Source organism: Streptomyces sp. NPDC056527 (assembly GCF_042794475.1).
GTDB lineage: Bacteria > Actinomycetota > Actinomycetes > Streptomycetales > Streptomycetaceae > Streptomyces.
Genome location: NZ_JBHTTQ010000050.1, coordinates 30829 through 49606, shown reverse-complemented (window position 1 = coordinate 49606; position 18778 = coordinate 30829). Strand labels below are relative to the sequence as shown.

Genomic DNA, 18778 nt, shown 5'->3' with positions numbered 1-18778 from the left:
CGTCAGGCTCGGCCGCCGACTGCCTCGGCGCGCGGCAGGCGGGCCCGGCCGGCCCCGCCTGCCGAGCTGGTGGTGAGGGTGCGTCACGGTGCCATTTCGTACGTGCCCGCGAGCGCCTCGACGCGCTGCCAGACCCGGCCCGAGCGGGCCTCGTCGACGACCGGGCGTCGAACGGCTCCCAGCGCCCAGAGCTGCTGCTGCTCGGTGGCGGAGTCCTTGCCGTGCAGCTCGACGGCATGGGCGGAGAAGTCCCGCACGAGGACGGCGAACAGCTCGTCGAGGACGTCCTCGTCGAGGTCGGTCAGGCGCGCCTGCTCCAGGACCAGCTGGCCGTGGACGACGAGCGCGAACAGCTGGCCGACGGCGAGGAGGAGGTCCAGGTCACGGCTCTGCTCCTCGTCGGGCGCGGCGGTGAGGACGAACTCGCACAGCGCGTCGGCCTGCTCGCGGAAGCGGTCGACGTTCGCCACTCCGGCGTACGCGTCGTACGCGGTGCGCCAGTCGTGGAAGCGTACGGATCCCAGGCCGCGGGCCGGTCCCTGCTGGAAGAGGAAGGTGTCGTCGGCCTCGTCCAGGCGGGTCGGCACGGGCTCGTACGCGGCCGGGTCCAGCAGGTGGTTCCGCATGAACTTCAGGATCAGCGCCAGGTTGACGTGGACGGTGCCCTCGAGCTTCGGGAGGCCCCGGATCTCGACGGCGGCCTGGGCGAAGTAGTTGTCCTTCTCGAAGCCCTTGGCCGCGATGACGTCCCACATCAGGTCGATGACCTTCTCGCCCTCCGTGGTCACCTTCATCTTCGTCATCGGGTTGAAGAGGAGGTAGCGGCGGTCGTCGGGCCCGGCGGTACGGAAGTAGTCGACGGCGCGGTCGCTGAACAGCTTCATGCCGACGAGGCGTACGTACGCGTCGGTCAGCTCGCGGCGCACGTGCGGGAAGGCGGTGACGGGGCGGCCGTAGAGGATGCGGTTGTGGGCGTGGGTGACGGCCTCGTACATCGCGTGCTCGCAGATGCCGATGGAGGCGGTGCACAGGTTGAACTTGCCCACGTTGACGGTGTTGAGTGCGGCGTCGAAGGCGGCGCGGCCGGTGTGCAGGACGTCCTCGGGGGCTACGGGGTAGTCCTCCAGGCGGAACTCGCTGACGTACTTCGAGGAGTCGACGACGTTCTTGACCAGGTGGTACGCCGGGTGGCGGCTGTCGGCGGCGAAGAAGACGTACCCGTCCGGGCCTTCGACGTCGGTGCGGCGGCCGAAGACGGAGACGAGTCCGGCCGCGTTGCCGTTGCCGATGTAGTACTTGGATCCGGTGGCCCGGAAGCCGCCCGCGGCATCGGGCTCCAGCAGCATGTCGGTGGAGTAGATGTCGGCGCCGTGGGACTTCTCGGAAAGGCCGAAGGCGAACACCTCGCCCTGGGAGAGGAGTTCGGCGGCGCGGGCGCGGGCGGTGGCGTTGTCGCTCTGCCAGACCGGGCCGAGGCCCAGGATGGTGACCTGCCAGGCGTACCAGTAGTCGAGCCCGTAGAAGCCGAGGATCTCGTTCAGGGCCGCGATGCGGGCGGTGTCCCAGCGCTTGTCCCCCTGCCCCTCGCCGGCGTCGGCGGAGGGCGTCAGGAAGGTCTCGAACAGTCCTTCCTTGGCCGAGAAGGCGAGGAAGTCCCCCAGCCAGGCGCGGGTGCGGTAGTCCTCGATCAGCCGGCGCTTGCCGCGCTCCTCGAACCAGTCGACCGTGGCGCGCAGCAGTCGGCGGGTCTCGGGATCGAAGTGTGCCGGGTCGTAGGTGTGCGGGTTGAACAGCAGCGAGTCGGCCATGAGCTCCGTCTTTCGGTCCGATGGGTGCGGTGGTCGGTGGTCGTGATGGCGCGGGGGGTGAAGGCGCGGGGGTCGTGATGGCGCGGGTCGTGACGGCGCGGGGGTCGCGATGGCCCGGGGTTCAGCGCTCGGCAGCGAGCCGGTGGAGGGTGGCGAGGACGTCGTCGAGCCAGGCGAGCGTCATCCGCTCGTACGCGATGCCGCCGCGCAGCACGACGTGCTGGAGCTCCCGGCCCGCGTCGAGCGGGCCGGGGGCGGCGGGCGCCTCCGCCTCCGGGAAGTCGCGTTCCTCGCCCGCCAGGTAGTGGGCGAGCCGCTCGCCGTGCGCACGCCGGTGCCGCTCGACCTCGTGGATCAGCGCGGCCGGGTCGTCGAAGGCCGCGCCCCGGATCTTCACGGCGAGGTCGTGCCGGATGCTCTCGGGCTCGATGGGCTCGTGGAGCCAGCTGGACAGCACGGCCTGTCCGAGGTCCGCGACGGTGTACTCCTTCTTGTCCGGGCGGCCGTGCTGCGGCACGTCCCGGACGTCGACCCAGCCGTCGCTCTCCATCCGCTTGAGCACGCGGTAGATCTGCTGATGGCTGGCGGTCCAGAAGTACCCGATGGACCGCTCGAAGCGCCGGGCCAGCTCGTAGCCGGAACCGGGCTTCTCCAGCAGGGACACAAGAATCGCGTGTTCGATCGCCACACCCGGAATCCTTCTATGCAACTCGTTGCATAGGCAAGCGCGACCGCCCGGGTGAGACGCGGCTCACCCGGGCGGCGTGAAGTGACGCGGCGCCTGGCGGGCCACGTCCGCGCGGCGGAGCATCGCGAGCCGGCTGGCCGTACGGTCCGGATCGCGCAGGAGATCGGAGCCGTCGGGCAGTCCGTCCAGCGGGTCGGCGCCGATCAGGAACAGCCGTACGTCGCGGTCGCAGCAGACGTCCACCAGGTTGGCGAACCGCCGGCGGCCGTCCGCCGCGCAGGAGGCGAGCGGCGGTACGTCGTCCAGACCAGCGTGCCGAAGCGCTCGGCGAGGGCCAGATGGTCGGGCACCGCCGGGCGACGTGGGCCCGGCGGGGCGCCGCCCGCATTCGACGGGAAGCGGGTCGCCCCGGGTCAGCGGCGTTCGGCGGCCTTGTCGAGTTCCTCGTCGAGGGCCATGGCCGCGGTGATCAGGGCGAGGTGGGTGAACGCCTGCGGGAAGTTGCCGAGTTGTTCGCCCGTCGGGCCGATCTCCTCGGCGAAGAGCCCCACGTGGTTGGCGTACGTCAGCATCTTGTCCATCGCGAAGCGGGCCTGGTCGAGGCGGCCCGCCCGGGCCAGGGCCTCGACGTAGAGGAAGCTGCAGAGCGAGAAGGTGCCCTCGGAGCCGCGTAGACCGTCGGGGGACGCCTCGGGGTTGTAGCGGTAGACGAGGCTGTCCGTGACGAGTTCGCGGTCCATGGCGTCCAGGGTGGAGAGCCACGAGGGCGCCTTCGGGGAGATGAAGCCGACCAGCGGCATGAGCAGCAGCGACGCGTCGAGCACATCGCTTTCGTAGTGCTGGACGAAGGCCTTGAGCCGGGAGTTCCAGCCGCGTTCCATCACCTGGACGAGGATGCGGTCGCGCTGCTCGATCCAGCGGGTGAGGTCGGCGGGGCGGGCGTACTGGGTGGCGAGCCGAATGCCGCGGTCGAGCGCGACCCAGCACATCAGCCGGCTGTACGTGAAGTGCTTGCGGCCGCCGCGGGTCTCCCAGATGCCCTCGTCGGGGCGGTCCCAGCTGTCGGCGAGCCAGTCGAGGAGCGCGGAGAACCCCTTCCATGCCTCGTAGCCGGCCACGTCGGCCAGTTCCGCCGAGTGGGTCATGGCGTAGGCGAACTCGCCGTAGATGTCGAGCTGCAGCTGATCGACCGCGCCGTTCCCCGCCCGCACGGGAGAGGAGTCGCGGTAGCCGGACAGGTGCCCCAGGATCTCCTCGGGCAGATGGGGATCGCCGTCGATGCGGTACATGATCTGCATCGGCTCGCTGCCGGCCGGGCGCGGTGTGCGGAAGCGTGCGCCGAGCCAGCGGCGGAAGGCGTTCGCCTCCTCGAAGTAGCCGAGGTCGAGCAGGACGCGCATCGAGAGCGAGGCGTCGCGGATCCAGGTGTAGCGGTAGTCCCAGTTCCGTTCACCGCCGATCTGCTCGGGCAGCCCCATGGTGGCGGCGGCGACCGGCGCGCCGGACGGGGCGTAGATGAGCAGCTTGAGGGTGATGGCCGAGCGGTTGACCATGTGCTGCCAGCGGCCCCGGTAGCGGCAGCGGTTGATCCACTGCTGCCAGAAGACGCGGGTCTCCTCCATGGCCGCCTGCACCTCCGCTTCGGTGACCGGCGCGGGGGTGGCTCCCGGAGCGGAGGTCTCCAGGAGGATTCCGGCTCTCTGGCCCTGCCGGAGGGTGACGGTGGCGTGGACGTCCTGGCCGTCGGCGTCCAGGGGGACGGTGCTCCGCAGGTGTACATCGAGGTCGGGGCCGTGGAAGGTGGCGGCGTTGCCGTCGCGCGTGAGGGTGTGCGGGGCGCGTCCGTAGTCGAAGCGGGGCCGGCACTGCACGTCGAAGGTGAGGGTCCCGCGCACCACCCGCATGGCCCGCACCAGGCGGTGCCGGTCGGTGGGGACGTCCGGCCGGTCGTCCACCGGCATGAAGTCGACCACCTCGCCCACGCCCTCGGCGGTGAGGAACCGGGTGATCAGGACGGCCGTGTCGGGGAGGTAGAGCTGGCGGACGGTCACCTCGTCGCTGGTGGGGGCGATGGTGAAGTGGCCGCCGCGCTCCTGGTCGAGCAGGGAGGCGAAGATGCTCGGCGAGTCGAAGCGCGGCGCGCAGAACCAGTCCACGGCGCCCTCGGCGGAGATGAGGGCGGCGCTCTGCAGGTCACCGATCAGTCCATGGCCGGCGATCGGAGGGTAACCGGGCAAGAGGACCTCGATTCTCCCGCGACTCCGGGCCTTCGGTGCCACTGGTCGTGTCCACGGAACCCGCCGGTGGCCGCCTCGGCAACGCGGATGGACCGACCGGGCGAACGACACGTCCGCCGCGTGGCCGGTGCGCACCGCCTTCCCCCCGATCCGACCAGTCGGTATGTTGCTCGCGACCGCCGAGCGCCCCTGGAGGACGTCATGCCCGATCCCGAGCCGGCCCGTTCGCCCCAGCCCGCACCCACGCCCTCGATCGAAGGACGCTGCGACCCCCGTTTCTCCGCCGTACGGGACGCCTTCGAGGCCAACTTCCGCACGAGGGACGAACTCGGGGCGGCGGTGACGGTCCAGGTCCACGGCGAGACCGTGGTCGACCTGTGGGGCGGCTGGGCGGACGGAGCCCGTACGCGCCACTGGGAGCACGACACCGTGGTCAACGTCTGGTCCACGACCAAGGGCGTCACCGCACTCTGCGCCCATCTGCTGGCGGACCGCGGACTGCTCGATCTGGACGCGCCGGTCGCCTCCTACTGGCCCGAGTTCGGCGCCGGGGGCAAGGAGACGCTACCCGTACGCCATCTCCTCTCCCACCGCGCGGGGCTGTCCGGCCTGCGCGAGCCGCTCACGCTCGACGAGTTCTACGACTGGGAGGTGACGACCGCCCGGCTGGCGGCGACGGAGCCGTGGTGGGAGCCCGGGACCCGCTCCGGCTACCACGCGATGACGTACGGCTTCCTGGTCGGCGAGGTGATCCGGCGCGTCACCGGACGACTCACCGGCGACTTCCTCCGCGACGAGATCACCGGACCTCTCGGCATCGACTTCACCATCGGCCTCCCGGAGAAGGAGGCGGTCCGGGTGGCCGAGCTGGTACACCCCCGAACGTCCTCGGCGAGTGAACAGGCCGCTCTGTTCGCCCAGTTGGAGCCCGCCGCGCAAGCCGCCCTCGCCAATCCCCTCGTCGGTGCCGCCCAGGCCAACAGCCCCGAGTGGCGCGCCGCCGAGCTGCCCGCGGCCAACGGCCACGGAACGGCCCGGGCCGTCGCCGAGCTGTACGGCGTCTTCGCCGGGCGCGGCCGCTCCGGCGAGCACCGGATCCTGTCCGAACAGGCCGCCGAGCGGGCCCGCGAGGGGCAGGGCGCCTGCCGGGACCTGGTCCTCGGCGCGGGGTTCGCCCACGACACGGAGTGCGCCCTCGGCCTCTGGCTCAGCGGCCCCAACGCCTCGTACGGCCCCAATCCCCGAGCCTTCGGCCACGACGGCTTCGGCGGCTCCTGCGGCCTCGCGGACCCGGAGGCGGGGGTCTCCCTGGGATACGTGATGAACCGCATGGGTCCCAACATCGCGGACGACCCTCGCAAGATGGCACTGGTCGAGGCGGTGTACGCCTCCCTCTAGGGACGACGCCGGCTCCACCGGCCCTCGGCTCCGACGGGAACCGGACATCCGGCGGGCCCGGTCGGAGGGGAACGATTACGGCATTGAGGGGCGTCCGCACCTGTACCACTGGGCCGTGGACGCCCTCCCGTCCGCCACGACCGGGCTCGCTCGCACCCCCGGACCGAACGGAGGCCGCGGCCGGATCTGTGCGCCCGCTACCGCTCCGGCGAACGGCAGGGGCTCCGTCGGCCGGGGGCCGGCGACGACAGCGCCCGGGGTGCGGGATCGAGGTCGCCCCATTGCCTGAGCTGGCGAAACGGTACGCCTCCTTCCGCTTTCTCGAAGAGATTCCCACCGGCAACTCAGCCCACACGGAACCCTCCTGAAAGAACGTCAGCAAACCGTCGCAAGCGTTTGCGCGCCTCTCACCGACCCCACCCGCCACGGTGATCGATCCGGGCCCACTCGGCATCGGCATCGCATTGGACCATATGGACGCGCGTAGATCGGCCGAAAGGCGTTCTTGCCGCCGAGGCGGCCCTGATTCGAGGATTCCTCCTGTCGAGTTTGACAGGTCCATGCCGGAGCACCCTCCGGTCCGGACCCACCTGCCCGGCTCAAGGGATCGCCCACCCAGCGATTCCCCCACTCCCCCACCGGAGGATTCTGTGAACCTCAAGCGCCTGTCCCCCCTCGGCGGCGTCGCGAAGGGCGCACGGCTCGTCGCCGTGGCCTCCGCCCTGGTCGCCGCCTCAGCGCTTGCCGTCCCCACCTCGTCCGCGGCCACCACCGAGGACGCCCGGGCCACCACCGCCCAACTCGCCGTCGCCGACCAGGCCGTACGCGGAGCCGACGTGCCCGGCACCGCCTGGTACACCGACCAGGCGACGGGGAAGATCGTCCTCACCGCCGACTCCACCGTCTCCGCCGCCGAGATCGCCAAGATCAAGAAGGCCGCCGGCGACCGCGCCGGCGACCTGGAGATCAAGCGGACTCCCGGCACGTTCAACAAGCTCATCGCCGGCGGCCAGGCCATCTACGCCGGCGGCGGGCGCTGCTCGCTCGGCTTCAACGTCCGCAGCGGCTCGACCTACTACGCCCTCACCGCCGGACACTGCACCAACATCGGCAGCACCTGGTACACCAACTCCGCCAACACCACGGTGCTCGGCACCCGGGCCGGCACGAGCTTCCCGACCAACGACTACGGCATCATCCGCCACTCCAACGCCTCGGCGGCGGACGGCCGGGTCTACCTGTACAACGGCAGCTACCGCGACATCACCGGCGCGGGCAACGCCTCCGTCGGCCAGTCGGTGCAGCGCAGCGGCAGCACCACCGGTCTGCACAGCGGTACGGTCACCGGTCTCAACGCGACCGTCAACTACGGCGGTGGCGACATCGTCTACGGTCTGATCCAGACCAACGTCTGCGCCGAGCCGGGTGACAGCGGCGGCGCGCTCTTCTCCGGCACCACCGCGCTCGGCCTCACCTCCGGCGGCAGCGGCAACTGCTCCAGCGGCGGCACCACGTTCTTCCAGCCGGTGACGGAGGCGCTGAGCGCGTACGGCGTGAGCGTCTTCTAGTCCGGGGGCCTCGGAGTCGGCGGACTCCACAGCTCCCTCGCTCGGCACCCGGGCCGGCGGTCCCTTCGGGGGCCGCCGGCCTCGGCGCGCTCGCCCTGAGAGCCGCCTGCCGCGACGGATGACCCTGTGGCGGCCGACCGTTCGGCGACCGGACGGGCGAGCCGGGGATCGTCCTGGGGTGCGGAAGGTTCAGGCGCGAGATCGGGCCCGTCGCGGGCCCGCGACGGCCTCGGCGAGCAGGCGGCGACCGGCGGACGTGGCAAGGACGCCACGCAGGGCCGTGTCACGGACGGCTCGGGCCGGGGCCGCTCGGAGGGTCCACGCGCGCGTGGCGAGGTCGGTGCGGGCCAGCACGCGCAGGGCGTCGGCGCGACGGGCTCAATGCCAGGCCCCCGCCCCCACGACCGCCACATCCGTGTCGACCCCCATGTCCCGCACTGTAGCCGGGACGTACGCGTGGCATCACTCTGAATTCGGGCCCGTGGAGCCACCGCCGACGGGGCTCCGGGTCGCCGCCTTCGGGCCTCGCCACCACACCTATCGGTAGACGCGCAAGTCCTGTACCTCGTAGGACAGTTCCGTCGCGCCGGCGTCGGGCGCGGGGTGGTAGCGGCCGGCGCAGACGGAGAGGTTGACGATCAAGTACGCGTGCCAGGAGGGGCCGACGCCCCGTCCGTCCGAGAAGACCTTCACACCGTCGACCCACCACACCACGGAGCGGGCTCCGAACTCGGTGCGCAGCCGCACCCAGCCGCCGGGCCGGATGCCGGGGTCCCGGTGGTAGAGGTGTCCGCCGCGGACCCGGTTCGACAACTCCAGGAGATCCGGGTTGTCGGGGTGGTACTCGAAGACGTCGATCTCCTGGCCGCCGTCCCGCCAGGTCCAGATCGCCGGCCAGGCGCCGTTCCCCTCAGGGAGCCGCACCCGCGCCTCAAGGACGTCGCCGGCGCGAACCTCGAAGCCCTCGGGGCTTCCCTCCGTCGTCAGGAGCCCGGCGTCCCACAGGCCGTCGCGGCGCCGGGTCGCCCGGAAGACGCCCGAGCGACTGTAGGCGGGGTCCGCCACCAGATGGTCCAGCTTGTTGTCCCGCGGGTTGACGGGGCCGCCGTCGGGATAGGCCCAGGAGCGGCCCGCCGTCCATTGCTCCGGCGAGGCGAAGTCGGCGGTGAAGACCGGCTCGGCGGCCGGAGGCGGTGTCGACATGGGCGGGCTCCCTGGAGTGCGACGGTGCGTGTGTCCCCCGGGAATCTGCCCGCGTACTCCCTCGATATCCGGAATCCCTCACTCACTGTCGTGAAGTCGTCACACGAGGCGATGGGTTGCCGGCCCTCGGGTGCCACTCGGCGGCGGGGCGTGGTGTACGAAGTCTCTGTGAACGAAAAGATCCAGGCCTCGACCGTCCGCGTGTTCATAGCGCTCGCGCCGCCCGACGAAGCGAAGGAAGAACTGGCCCAGGCGCTGCGCCCCGCCTACGACGCGTACCCGACCATGCGGTGGAACCGCATCGAGGACTGGCACATCACCCTCGCGTTCCTCGGAGAGGTGCCCACCGCCACCATTCCGCTCCTGCGAGAGCCGCTCGCCCGCCTCGCGGAGACGCGGCCGCCCCTGCGCCTGGCACTGCGCGGCGCCGGTTGTTTCGACGAGCGGGTCCTGTGGAGCGGGATCGACGGGGATCTCGAAGGGCTGCACCTGCTCGCCGCCGACGTCCGCGCCGTCGTCAAGGACTGCGGAATCCCCTTCGAGGACCGGCCTCTGCGCCCCCATCTGACGCTGGCCCGATCCCGCCGCGACGACCCCGCCGGCGTGGTGCGGGTCGCCGCCGGACTCACCGCCTTCACCGGCCGCCCCTGGGATGCCGAACGCCTGCACCTGGTCGGCAGCAATTTCGGCCGCGGCCCGGGACCGATCCGCTACAGGGACGTCGACGCCTGGGACTTCACCGGCGGCCGGTGACGCACCCGCCAGCGGAGGCGGCGGCGTCGGTAGGGTTCGCTTGTTCGACGGCCGGGGGCGCACCCCCCCGGGAAGGGGTGGGGCATGAGCGAGACGGCTCGGAACAGCGGTTCCTGGGACATCAGCGACACGGAGGGCGGCGTGCTGGCGGCACGCTGGTGGCAATGGGCGCTGTCGGCGCCCGACGACGTCAGCCCGGTCGCCGACAGGACCGGTCGACACGCGGCCTGGCGGCAGCCGGAGGATCTGTGGTTCCTGGCCGGCACCTACGGCGGCCGCGTGGTGCGGACGTGCGAGGTGCCCTCCGACCGCCCCGTCTTCTTTCCCGTGCTCAACACCCAGCACACGAAGCACCACTCGCGGAAGCCGCTGACCATGGACGTGGCGGAGGCGAAGGCCTTCCTCAACGGGGTACCGCTTCCGTTGAGGGAGTTCACCGCGCCGCTGTTCCGGGTGGACCTGCGGATGCATCTCGCGTGGGGGATATGGGCGGGCATCGCCCCCCTGACGCCGGGACAGTACGTCCTGGAGATCAAGGGCAGCACGACCGGCGGCTTCTGGATCGACACGACGTACCACCTCACCGCCGTCCGCGGATAGCGTCAGCGGTCCAGTTCCTTGTGGGCGGTCTCCGGCAGACGGAGATACACCGCCGAGGAGACGAGGCACAGGGCGGCCACGTACCAGGGGAACAGCCCGGGTCGGTCCAGCTCCTTGAAGAGCGTCCCGACGTACGGCGCCGTCCCGCCGAACACCGCGACCGTGAGCGAGTACGGGAAGCCGATCCCGGCCGCCCGTACGCGGGCGGGGACCATCTCGGCGTTCACGGCCGCCGAGGCCTCGCTCTCCGCCGCCGACGCGCCCCGTGGTTCAGTCGACCGGCCAGGTGTGGGCCGGAGCGTTCAGATGCATGTACTCGATGTACTGCAGGGTCATCCGCCGCAGCGCCTGGTGCCGGTCCGCGTGGTCGATGTCGTGGATGTGATGGAACATCTCGGACTGCCACACCGCACCGTTACGACCGCTGACGCACCGCTGCTCGATGACCCCGAGCAGCGGCTCCCGCCGGGCCGCCTCCAACCCCATCCGCTCGAGCCCGCGGTCCGCCAGCGGCAGCAGGCGCCTCAGCACCAGCTCGGTGACCGGCACCTCGCCCATCCCGGGCCAGTACACGTGCGCGTCGATGCCGTGACGTGCGGCGGCATGGAGGTTGTCCTCCGCGGCCGAGAAGGACATCCGTGACCAGACGGGCCGGTCCTCGTCGACCAGGGCCCGGATCAGCCCGTAGTAGAAGGCGCCGTTCGCCAGCACGTCGGCCACGGTGGGACCGGCGGGCAGCACCCGGTTCTCCACCCGCAGATGCGGCACGCCGTCGACCACGGCATAGACGGGGCGGTTCCAGCGGTAGACCGTGCCGTTGTGCAGGGTGAGCTCGGACAGTCCGGGGGTCCCTCCGTCGGCGAGCGTCTTCTCCGGGTCCTCGTCGTCGCACACGGGCAGCAGCGCCGGAAAGTAGCGGGCGTTCTCCTCGAAGAGGTCGAAGACGGAGTTGATCCATCGCTCGCCGAACCAGACCCGCGGCCGCACTCCCTGCACCTTGAGCTCGTCCGGCCGGGTGTCGGTGGCCTGCTCGAAGAGCGGAATGCGGGTCTCGCGCCACAGCTCCTTGGAGAACAGGAACGGAGAGTTCGCCGCCAGGGCCACCTGCACCCCGGCCACGGCCTGCGCGGCGTTCCAGTAGTCCGCGAACTCGTCCGGCGAGACCTGGAGGTGGAACTGGGTGCTGGTGCACGCGGCCTCCGGCGTGATCGTCTCCGCGTGGGTCCGCAGCTTCTCGATCCCGTCCACCGAGATCAGCAGGTCCTCGCCCCGCGCGGCGAAGATCTGCTCGTTCAGCAGGTGGTACCGCGGATCCCCGGACAACGTCTCCGGGCCCGCGTCCTCCCGCTCCAGCGTCGGCAGAATGCCGATCATGACCAGATGCGCACCGATCGCCGCGGCCCTCGCCTCGGCGTGGTTGAGCGCCTCGCGGATCTCCTGCTCCCAGGAGTCGGGACCGCCCGCGACCAGCCGGCGCGGCTCGATGTTGATCTCCAGATTGAACCGGCCCAGCTCGGTCGACCAGGTGGGATCCGCGATCGCCTCCAGGACTTCCGTACTGCGCATGGCAGGCTCGGCGGCGGCGTCCACGAGGTTCAGTTCGATCTCCAGACCGACCTGCGGCCGCTCGAAGTCGAACCGCGACTCCCGCAGCATCGTCGCGAACACGTCGAGGCACGAGTGCACCTTGTTCCGGAACCGGCGGCGGTCTTCACGGGTGAACTCCAGCGCCGGGACATCACGTCCCATCGGTCCCTCCCGAGTCTCGTCGGCACGAACCACCACCTTCAGCGTCCCACTCCGAGGGCCACCGAACCACCGAAGCCGATGACAGCGGGCTCCTGGAGGTCCACAGCCTGCGGCCGTCCCCGCTCACACCACCGTGACCTGCGGGTTTCCACAGTGTGGCAACACGGTCGGACCGCTCGGGCGTAGGCTTCGCTCAGCATGGACACGGCGGGGCGGGGGCGGGGCGTATGACGGCTGGAACGGCACAGAACTGGGGATCGACCCTCGATTCGGTCGTGGTGTACGCACAGGGCGCTCTCTGCCGCCGCCTGGCCCGGGGCAGCGTGCCGCCGGACGGCCGGGTGCGGGTGCCGGGACTGCCCCGCTCGATGGACCACGGCTCGCTGCGGGCACGTGTCCTGGGCGCCCCCGGGGCGCGCGTCACCGAGGCCCGGGTGGAGATCGAGGCCGAGCCGCTCGGCACCGACACGAGCGCGGGCAGGCAGGACGAGTTGCGGCGTGAGGTCGAGCGGCTGCGCGACGCGCATGCGTCGGCGCGGGGACGCCGGGACCGGCAACTGAGCCTCATCGAGGAGGTCCGGGGTCTGCGCCCGGTGCCACCGCCCCGCGAGCCCGAGGACCCGCACCGCCGCACCCCGGTCGACGCGTGGCTGGAACTGGCCGACTTCGTCGACGGGCGACTGACAACCCTCCACACCCGCCTCGTCGAGCTGGAGCAGGAACTGCTCCGCGTCGAGCACGAACTCGCCGTCGCCGCGGACAGGCTCGCCCGCGCCTCCACCGACGCGCCGTCCCCGCATGTGCAGGCCACGGTCTGCGCCGTCCTGACCCTCGACGGCACCGGTGACACGGACGAGGTGGAAGTCGAGTTGGAGTACGGCGTGCCGGGCGCCGTCTGGGTGCCTGCCTACCGTCTCACCCACCGTCAGGGCGACGGCACCGGACGTCTGGTGCTGCGTGCCTCGGTCGCCCAGCGCACCGGCGAGGACTGGACCGGGGTGCGCATCGCCCTGGCCACCGCCGACCTCCGGCGCCGCACCGACCTGCCGAAGCTCCGCTCGATCCGGATCGGCCGCCGTCAGCCCGCCCCCGCGCCTTCCGGCTGGCGCGAGCCTCCGGCAGGGCTCGCCGACCTGTTCACCGGGTACACGGCGGCCGGCCCCCGCCCTGTCACGACCGCCGCACCGGCGCCTTCCCGGACCGGCTCCGCGTCCGGCCCCGTACCGCCGCCACCGCCACCACCCGCGCCACAGGGCTTCGGCGGGCCGCCCCCGGCGTTCCCGGTGCCGGGCAGCGCGTACGGCTCCGCCCCCGACGTCCACGGGGACACAATGGCCGGCCAGGCCCAGCCGGCTCCCGCGCGGCCGGCCTACGGGGGGCAGCCGTCGGCTCCCGCGCGGCCGGCGGCCCCCGCCCCGCCCGGCGGCATGCCGCGCAGCCGCGGCTTCGCGGGCGCTCCCGCCGCCATGGCTCCCGCAGCCATGGCCCCGCCCGCGCCAGGCGCGGCCGCGCCGCCACCGCCTCCGCCCGCGCCGGCCGGTCCGCCGCAGCCGAGCGGCGCCGAGCTGGACTACGCCGCCCTCGTCCTGAGCGGCCCCGACGAACCGGGCGGTCGCCGAGGTCGGCTGTTCCCCGGATCGCACTCCGACGCGGGGGCGGCCGAGCACCGCCGCCGCGCGGAGGCGGTGGCCACCCTGCCGCTGCCCGGGCATGCCGTACGGCCCCGTACCTCGGCGGGCTCCTTCGACCACCGCTTCGATGCCGCCGCCCGCGCCGACGTTCCGTCGGACGGCACCTGGCACACCGTCACCGTCGGGGAGATCCCCGTCGGTCTGCGCACCGAGTACCTCTGCGTGCCGTCCGTGGAGCCGACCGTCTACGCGACGCTGGTGCTCTCCAACGCCACCGACCAGGCGCTGTTGGCCGGCCCGGTGGAGGTCACCGTCGACGACGACTTCCTGCTGACCGCCGCGTTGCCCACGCTCGCCCCGGGTGGTGTCCGCAGGGTGGGGCTCGGGCCGGCCGAGGGCATCCGGGTGACCCGCCGTACGAACGTCAACGAGTCGACCTCCGGCCTGCGCAACAACATCAGCGTGCTCGACCACCGCGTGCACGTGGAGCTGGCCAACGGGCTCGCGCGGCCCGTCACCGTCGAGGTCCGCGAGCGGGTGCCGGTCGCCTCCGAGCCGGACATCCGCATCGAGGAGCGCGCGGACTGGACCGCACCCGCCGAGCGCGCCGGAACCGAGCACCATGCCCCGGGCACCCGGGTCTGGCGGGTGGACCTGCCCGCCGGTGGCACCGCCGCCCGCGACGGCGGCTACGAGATCCGTATCCCGGCCGGCAAAGCCCTGGTCGGCGGCAACCGCAGGAGCTGAGACACGCCATGTCCACGGACTCGAAGCCGATCGCCGTGCCCGTCCCCGACACCGTCCCCATCCCGGCCCCCGTCACCGCTGTCACCTGCCTGGAGGATCGCGCCCAGGTCGAGCGCTCCGTCGTGCTCGACCTGGAGGCAGGCGTCCAGCGGCTGCGTCTGGGGCCGGTCAGCGCGTTGGCGGTCGACCGCACCCTCCATGCCGAACTGACCGCCGACCACCCCGCGACCGTGCTCGACGTACGGATCGTCCGCGGCTGGACGCCGCGCGGGCCTGAGCCGTCACCGGACAAAAACTCCGCGCTGCGCCTTCGCGTGCACGCCCTGGAGGAGGAGCGCTTCGCCCTCATGCAGCGCCGCGACCGGCTGTACACCCGTCTCGACCTCCTCGGCCGCCTCGCCGCCGATCTGCTGCGGGAGATCGGCGAGGGCGCCGGCTCGGGCGAGTCCGAAGGGACGCGCTGGGCCGCCGAGTTGGACCGGGTGGACGCCGAGCGCGACGCGCAGGGCGAGCGACTCCGCACCGTGGAGGCCCGGCTGACCGCGCTCGCCGCCGAACTCGGCGAGACTCAGCGGGCCATGGACCTCTCCGAAGAGGAGCCGGCCGAGCTGGTCGGCCATGTCGAGCTGACGGTGGAGGCAGCCGCCGCCGGGCCGGTCGGACTGCGCCTGACCCATCTCGTCCCGTGTGCCCTGTGGCGGCCCGCCTACCGGGCCGTGCTCGACGGGGACTCGCTGACGCTGGAGACCGACGCGATGGTCTGGCAGCGTACGGGCGAGGACTGGTCGGACGTACGGCTGACGTTGTCGACGGCCCGGTCTGCGCTGGCCACCGAGCCGCCGTCGCTGGGCGAGGACCGGCTGACGCTCAAGGAACGTACGGCCGCGGAGCGCCGCACGGTCGACGTCGAGCTGCGCGAGGAGGAGATCGGGGACCTCGGCCCGGTGCCGGTGCTCGGTCTGCCTGGGGTGGACGACGGCGGCGAGGCACGGGTCCTGAAGTCTCCCGCCTCGGTCTCCGTGCCTTCGGACGGCCGCGCCCACCGCGTGCCGCTCTCCGTCTTCACCGCGCCCGCGAGCAGCGAGTACGCATGCTCGCCCGAGGTGTCTCCGCTGGTCACGCAGGTGGTGCGGTTCGACAACCGGTCCGGCCATGTGCTGCTCGCCGGGCCCGTGGACCTGGTTCGCGGCAGCGGATTCAGCGGCCGCGGCACGCTGGAGTTCACCACTCCCGGAGCCCCGGTCGAGCTCGCCTTCGGCAGCCGCGACGACCACCGGGTGGTCCGGGAGACCGAGGAGACCCGCGACTCCACCGGGATCACGCAGCGGACGGTGGTCACCCGCACGGTCCGGCTGCACCTGTCCCGGTTCTCCGCCCCCGGGGAGCGCGGCGAGCGGGTCGTCGTCCTTCGGGAGCGGATCCCGGTCTCGGAGGTCTCGGCGGTGGAGGTGCGCCTGCGCAAGGAGGGCTGCTCCCCGGCACCCGACGTGGTCGACGCCGAAGGCATCGTCCGCTGGGACGTCGCCCTGCCGCCCGGCGGGCGGCGGACGGTCACCCTGGTCTACGAACTGGTGGCGAGCGCCAAGGTCGCCGGGATCTGAGCCCGCCCGCGATCAGTGCGGTCCGGCGGCACCGTCGGGGCACAACCCTCGGTGGGTGACCTCGACCTCTGACACCCTGAAGCCGAACCGGTCCTCCGTCGGGAGGCCGGCGAGGGGATCGCCGGTCGGGTGGACGTGGTCGCCTTCGAGGACTTCCGCGACGATGCGCCGCTGCGACGTCGTCCGCCGGCCACGCCCACGCGGTCGCTCCAGCAGGTCACTCATAGGATTTAACCTTTCTCGTACTAATTCCCGGGGCGAAAGAGTCGTCGGCAATCGGGCCAGGTCCCCGACGACTTCGGACGTCGACTGCTTGTTACGCGGTGCCGCCCTGCGTGTTCTCTTAGCGGTGCGGTCCGTGGTGCGCGACCATACGGACGCCGAGTCGCAGTGCTCGAAACCAGAAAAGCAGACGACGTCACGAGCGAGCGGTCGGCAGACGGAAACACCGCGACAGGAAGAAGGACGGACGTGTCCGGCAGCGAAAGCGAGAACCCGGCAATCTCCTCCCCGGCCCCCACGGAGACTCGCCCCAAGGCGAACCGGGACTGGTGGCCGAATCAGCTGGACCTTCAGGTCCTCCACCAGCACTCGCCCCAGTCCAGTCCGTTGGACGCGGACTTCGACTACGCGGCGGAGTTCGCGACCCTGGACGTCGACGCCCTGAAGCGGGACGTCATGGAGGTGATGACGACGTCGCAGGACTGGTGGCCTGCCGACTACGGCCACTACGGTCCGCTCTTCATCCGCATGAGCTGGCATGCCGCGGGCACGTACCGCATCGAGGACGGCCGGGGTGGTGGCGGCTCCGGCGCTCAGCGTTTCGCCCCGCTCAACAGCTGGCCGGACAACGCGAGTCTCGACAAGGCCCGCCGTCTGCTCTGGCCCGTCAAGCAGAAGTACGGACGGAAGATCTCCTGGGCCGATCTTCTGGTTTTCGCCGGAAATTGCGCCATGGATTCCATGGGGTTCAAGACATTCGGCTTCGGCTTCGGTCGGCCTGACATCTGGGAACCCGAGGAGATCTTCTGGGGACCCGAGGACACCTGGCTCGGGGATGAGCGCTACAGCGGCGACAGGGAACTCTCCGGTCCTTTCGGCGCCGTGCAGATGGGACTGATCTACGTCAATCCCGAGGGGCCGAACGGAAATCCGGACCCGATCGCCGCCGCCCGGGACATTCGCGAGACGTTCGGGCGTATGGCGATGAACGACGAGGAGACGGTCGCGCTCATCGTCGGCGGCCACACGTTCGGCAAGTGCCATGGCGCGGTCGATCCCGAATACATCGGTCCGGAGCCCGAGGCCGCTCCCATCGAGCAGCAGGCCATCGGCTGGCTGAACTCGTACGGCAGCGGCAAGGGCGTCGACACCCTCACCAGCGGTCTCGAGGGCGCGTGGACCTCGGAGCCGACGAAGTGGGACAACGGGTACCTGGACAATCTGTTCCGGTACGAGTGGGAGCTGACGACGAGCCCGGCAGGCGCGCACCAGTGGACTCCCACGGATCCCGCGGCCCAGGGCACGGTGCCCGATGCCCATGATCCGTCGAAGAGGCACGCTCCCATGATGCTGACGACGGACCTCTCGCTGAAGCTGGACCCGGTCTACGGTCCGATCTCGAAGAGCTTCCACGAGAACCCGGACCGGCTCGCGGAGGCGTTCGCCAAGGCGTGGTACAAGCTGCTGCACCGCGACATGGGCCCCCTCTCGCGCTATCTCGGCCCGTGGATCCCCGAGCCCCAGCTGTGGCAGGACCCGGTTCCCGCGGTCGATCACGACCTGGTCGGGGACGCGGAGATCGCCGATCTCAAGAGGAGGATCCTCGCTTCGGACCTGTCCGTCTCCCAGCTGGTCACGGCCGCTTGGGCATCGGCGGCGAGCTTCCGCGGCACCGACAAGCGGGGCGGTGCCAACGGCGCGCGGATCCGGCTGGCGCCGCAGAAGGACTGGGAGGTCAACGACCTGCCCGAGGTGGCCGAGGCGGTGCGGACCCTCGATCGGATCCGGCAGGAGTTCAACGATTCCCAGACCGGCGCGGTGAAGGTCTCGCTCGCCGACCTGATCGTGCTGGGCGGCTGTGCGGGCGTCGAGCAGGCCGCGAAGAAGGCCGGGCACGCCGTCACGGTCCCGTTCTCGCCGGGGCGCACGGACGCCTCGCAGGAGCAGACCGACGTGGAAGCGTTCGCCGTGCTCGAACCGAGGGGGGACGCGTTCCGCAACTACCTCCGGGCGGGCGAGAAGCTGCCGCCGGAGACTCTCCTGCTGGACCGTGCCAACCTGTTGACGCTGACCGCTCCCGAGATGACGGTTCTGGTCGGCGGGATGCGGGCCCTGAACACCGGCTTCAAGCAGTCCCGGCACGGTGTGTTCACCGACCGGCCCGAGACGCTGACCAACGACTTCTTCGTGAACCTGCTGGACATGGAGACGGAGTGGAAGGCGTCGACCGCGACGGAGAACGTGTTCGAGGGCCGCAATCGCGCCACGGGCGAGGTCAAGTGGACCGCCACCGCCGTCGATCTCGTCTTCGGTTCGAACTCCCAGCTGCGGGCCCTCTCGGAGGTGTACGCCTCGGACGACGCGGGCGAGAAGCTCGTCCGTGACTTCGTGGCGGCCTGGGACAAGGTGATGAACCTGGATCGGTTCGACCTGTCCTGACTCCCCTGCCCCGGTCGGCCGTCACGGCGGCCGACCGGGGTCTCGGACGTCCTCGCCGTCGACGGCGTCCCTGGGTGGACTGATCGTCCACAACCCCTCTGCCGAGCAGGCGCCTGTCAGGTAAGTTCCTTCTG

The 18778-nt window shown here is 71.5% G+C and carries 14 protein-coding genes and 1 pseudogene; 7 read left to right on the top strand and 8 right to left on the bottom strand.

Going from position 1 to position 18778, the window contains the following annotated elements; translation table 11 throughout:
- Positions 1 to 83: 83 nt before the first annotated feature.
- From ACFQ7Q_RS23130 to ACFQ7Q_RS23115, 4 genes are all read right to left on the bottom strand, one after another.
- Positions 84 to 1808, bottom strand: coding sequence for an acyl-CoA dehydrogenase family protein (locus ACFQ7Q_RS23130; protein ID WP_383558336.1), 1725 nt, complete (start codon positions 1806 to 1808; stop codon positions 84 to 86).
- A 121-nt stretch (positions 1809 to 1929) separates the two neighbouring features.
- On the bottom strand, positions 1930 to 2496 hold the full coding sequence (locus tag ACFQ7Q_RS23125; RefSeq protein ID WP_383558334.1) for a PadR family transcriptional regulator: 567 nt from the start codon (positions 2494 to 2496) through the stop codon (positions 1930 to 1932).
- Between the two features lie 63 nt (positions 2497 to 2559).
- The gene (locus tag ACFQ7Q_RS23120; protein ID WP_383558339.1) at positions 2560 to 2742 is read right to left on the bottom strand and encodes a hypothetical protein; all 183 of its coding nucleotides are present in this window, start codon (positions 2740 to 2742) and stop codon (positions 2560 to 2562) included.
- A gap of 167 nt (positions 2743 to 2909) precedes the next feature.
- Complete coding sequence (locus tag ACFQ7Q_RS23115; protein WP_383558332.1) at positions 2910 to 4733, bottom strand: glycoside hydrolase family 15 protein; 1824 nt, start codon at positions 4731 to 4733, stop codon at positions 2910 to 2912.
- A 201-nt stretch (positions 4734 to 4934) separates the two neighbouring features.
- Here ACFQ7Q_RS23115 and ACFQ7Q_RS23110 point away from each other — a divergent pair, with 201 nt between their 5' ends.
- Positions 4935 to 6131: a serine hydrolase domain-containing protein gene (locus ACFQ7Q_RS23110; RefSeq protein ID WP_383558329.1), complete on the top strand. Its 1197-nt coding sequence runs from the start codon at positions 4935 to 4937 to the stop codon at positions 6129 to 6131.
- 650 nt (positions 6132 to 6781) lie between these two features.
- Positions 6782 to 7699 (top strand): S1 family peptidase, encoded by a 918-nt coding sequence (locus tag ACFQ7Q_RS23105; RefSeq protein WP_383558327.1) that lies wholly within the window; start codon positions 6782 to 6784, stop codon positions 7697 to 7699.
- 537 nt (positions 7700 to 8236) lie between these two features.
- Here the strand turns inward: ACFQ7Q_RS23105 and ACFQ7Q_RS23100 are convergent.
- On the bottom strand, positions 8237 to 8902 hold the full coding sequence (locus ACFQ7Q_RS23100; RefSeq protein ID WP_383558324.1) for a beta-glucanase: 666 nt from the start codon (positions 8900 to 8902) through the stop codon (positions 8237 to 8239).
- 168 nt (positions 8903 to 9070) lie between these two features.
- On the opposite strand from ACFQ7Q_RS23100, the gene thpR reads away from it, so the two are divergent.
- A complete protein-coding gene (gene thpR / locus ACFQ7Q_RS23095) occupies positions 9071 to 9655 on the top strand; it encodes an RNA 2',3'-cyclic phosphodiesterase (protein ID WP_383558322.1) in 585 nt (194 codons plus the stop codon).
- An 84-nt stretch (positions 9656 to 9739) separates the two neighbouring features.
- Positions 9740 to 10255: a hypothetical protein gene (locus ACFQ7Q_RS23090; RefSeq protein WP_383558319.1), complete on the top strand. Its 516-nt coding sequence runs from the start codon at positions 9740 to 9742 to the stop codon at positions 10253 to 10255.
- Between the two features lie 2 nt (positions 10256 to 10257).
- Here ACFQ7Q_RS23090 and ACFQ7Q_RS23085 read toward each other — a convergent pair.
- Both ACFQ7Q_RS23085 and ACFQ7Q_RS23080 read right to left on the bottom strand, forming a co-directional pair.
- A pseudogene (locus ACFQ7Q_RS23085) lies at positions 10258 to 10491 on the bottom strand (MFS transporter); the annotation flags it as partial.
- A gap of 34 nt (positions 10492 to 10525) precedes the next feature.
- Complete coding sequence (locus ACFQ7Q_RS23080) at positions 10526 to 12004, bottom strand: glutamate--cysteine ligase (RefSeq protein ID WP_383558317.1); 1479 nt, start codon at positions 12002 to 12004, stop codon at positions 10526 to 10528.
- A gap of 227 nt (positions 12005 to 12231) precedes the next feature.
- On the opposite strand from ACFQ7Q_RS23080, the gene ACFQ7Q_RS23075 reads away from it, so the two are divergent.
- Together ACFQ7Q_RS23075 and ACFQ7Q_RS23070 are read left to right on the top strand one after the other, a co-directional pair.
- On the top strand, positions 12232 to 14382 hold the full coding sequence (locus tag ACFQ7Q_RS23075; RefSeq protein WP_383558314.1) for a DUF4139 domain-containing protein: 2151 nt from the start codon (positions 12232 to 12234) through the stop codon (positions 14380 to 14382).
- A gap of 8 nt (positions 14383 to 14390) precedes the next feature.
- Positions 14391 to 15983: a mucoidy inhibitor MuiA family protein gene (locus ACFQ7Q_RS23070; protein ID WP_383558312.1), complete on the top strand. Its 1593-nt coding sequence runs from the start codon at positions 14391 to 14393 to the stop codon at positions 15981 to 15983.
- Positions 15984 to 15995: 12 nt separating this feature from the next.
- On the opposite strand, the gene ACFQ7Q_RS23065 is transcribed toward ACFQ7Q_RS23070, so the two are convergent.
- Entirely contained in the window at positions 15996 to 16208 is a 213-nt protein-coding gene (locus ACFQ7Q_RS23065) for a hypothetical protein (protein WP_383558309.1), read from the bottom strand.
- 246 nt (positions 16209 to 16454) lie between these two features.
- Between ACFQ7Q_RS23065 and katG the strand changes: the two genes are divergently transcribed.
- Positions 16455 to 18644: a catalase/peroxidase HPI gene (gene katG / locus ACFQ7Q_RS23060; protein ID WP_383558306.1), complete on the top strand. Its 2190-nt coding sequence runs from the start codon at positions 16455 to 16457 to the stop codon at positions 18642 to 18644.
- Positions 18645 to 18778: the final 134 nt, after the last annotated feature.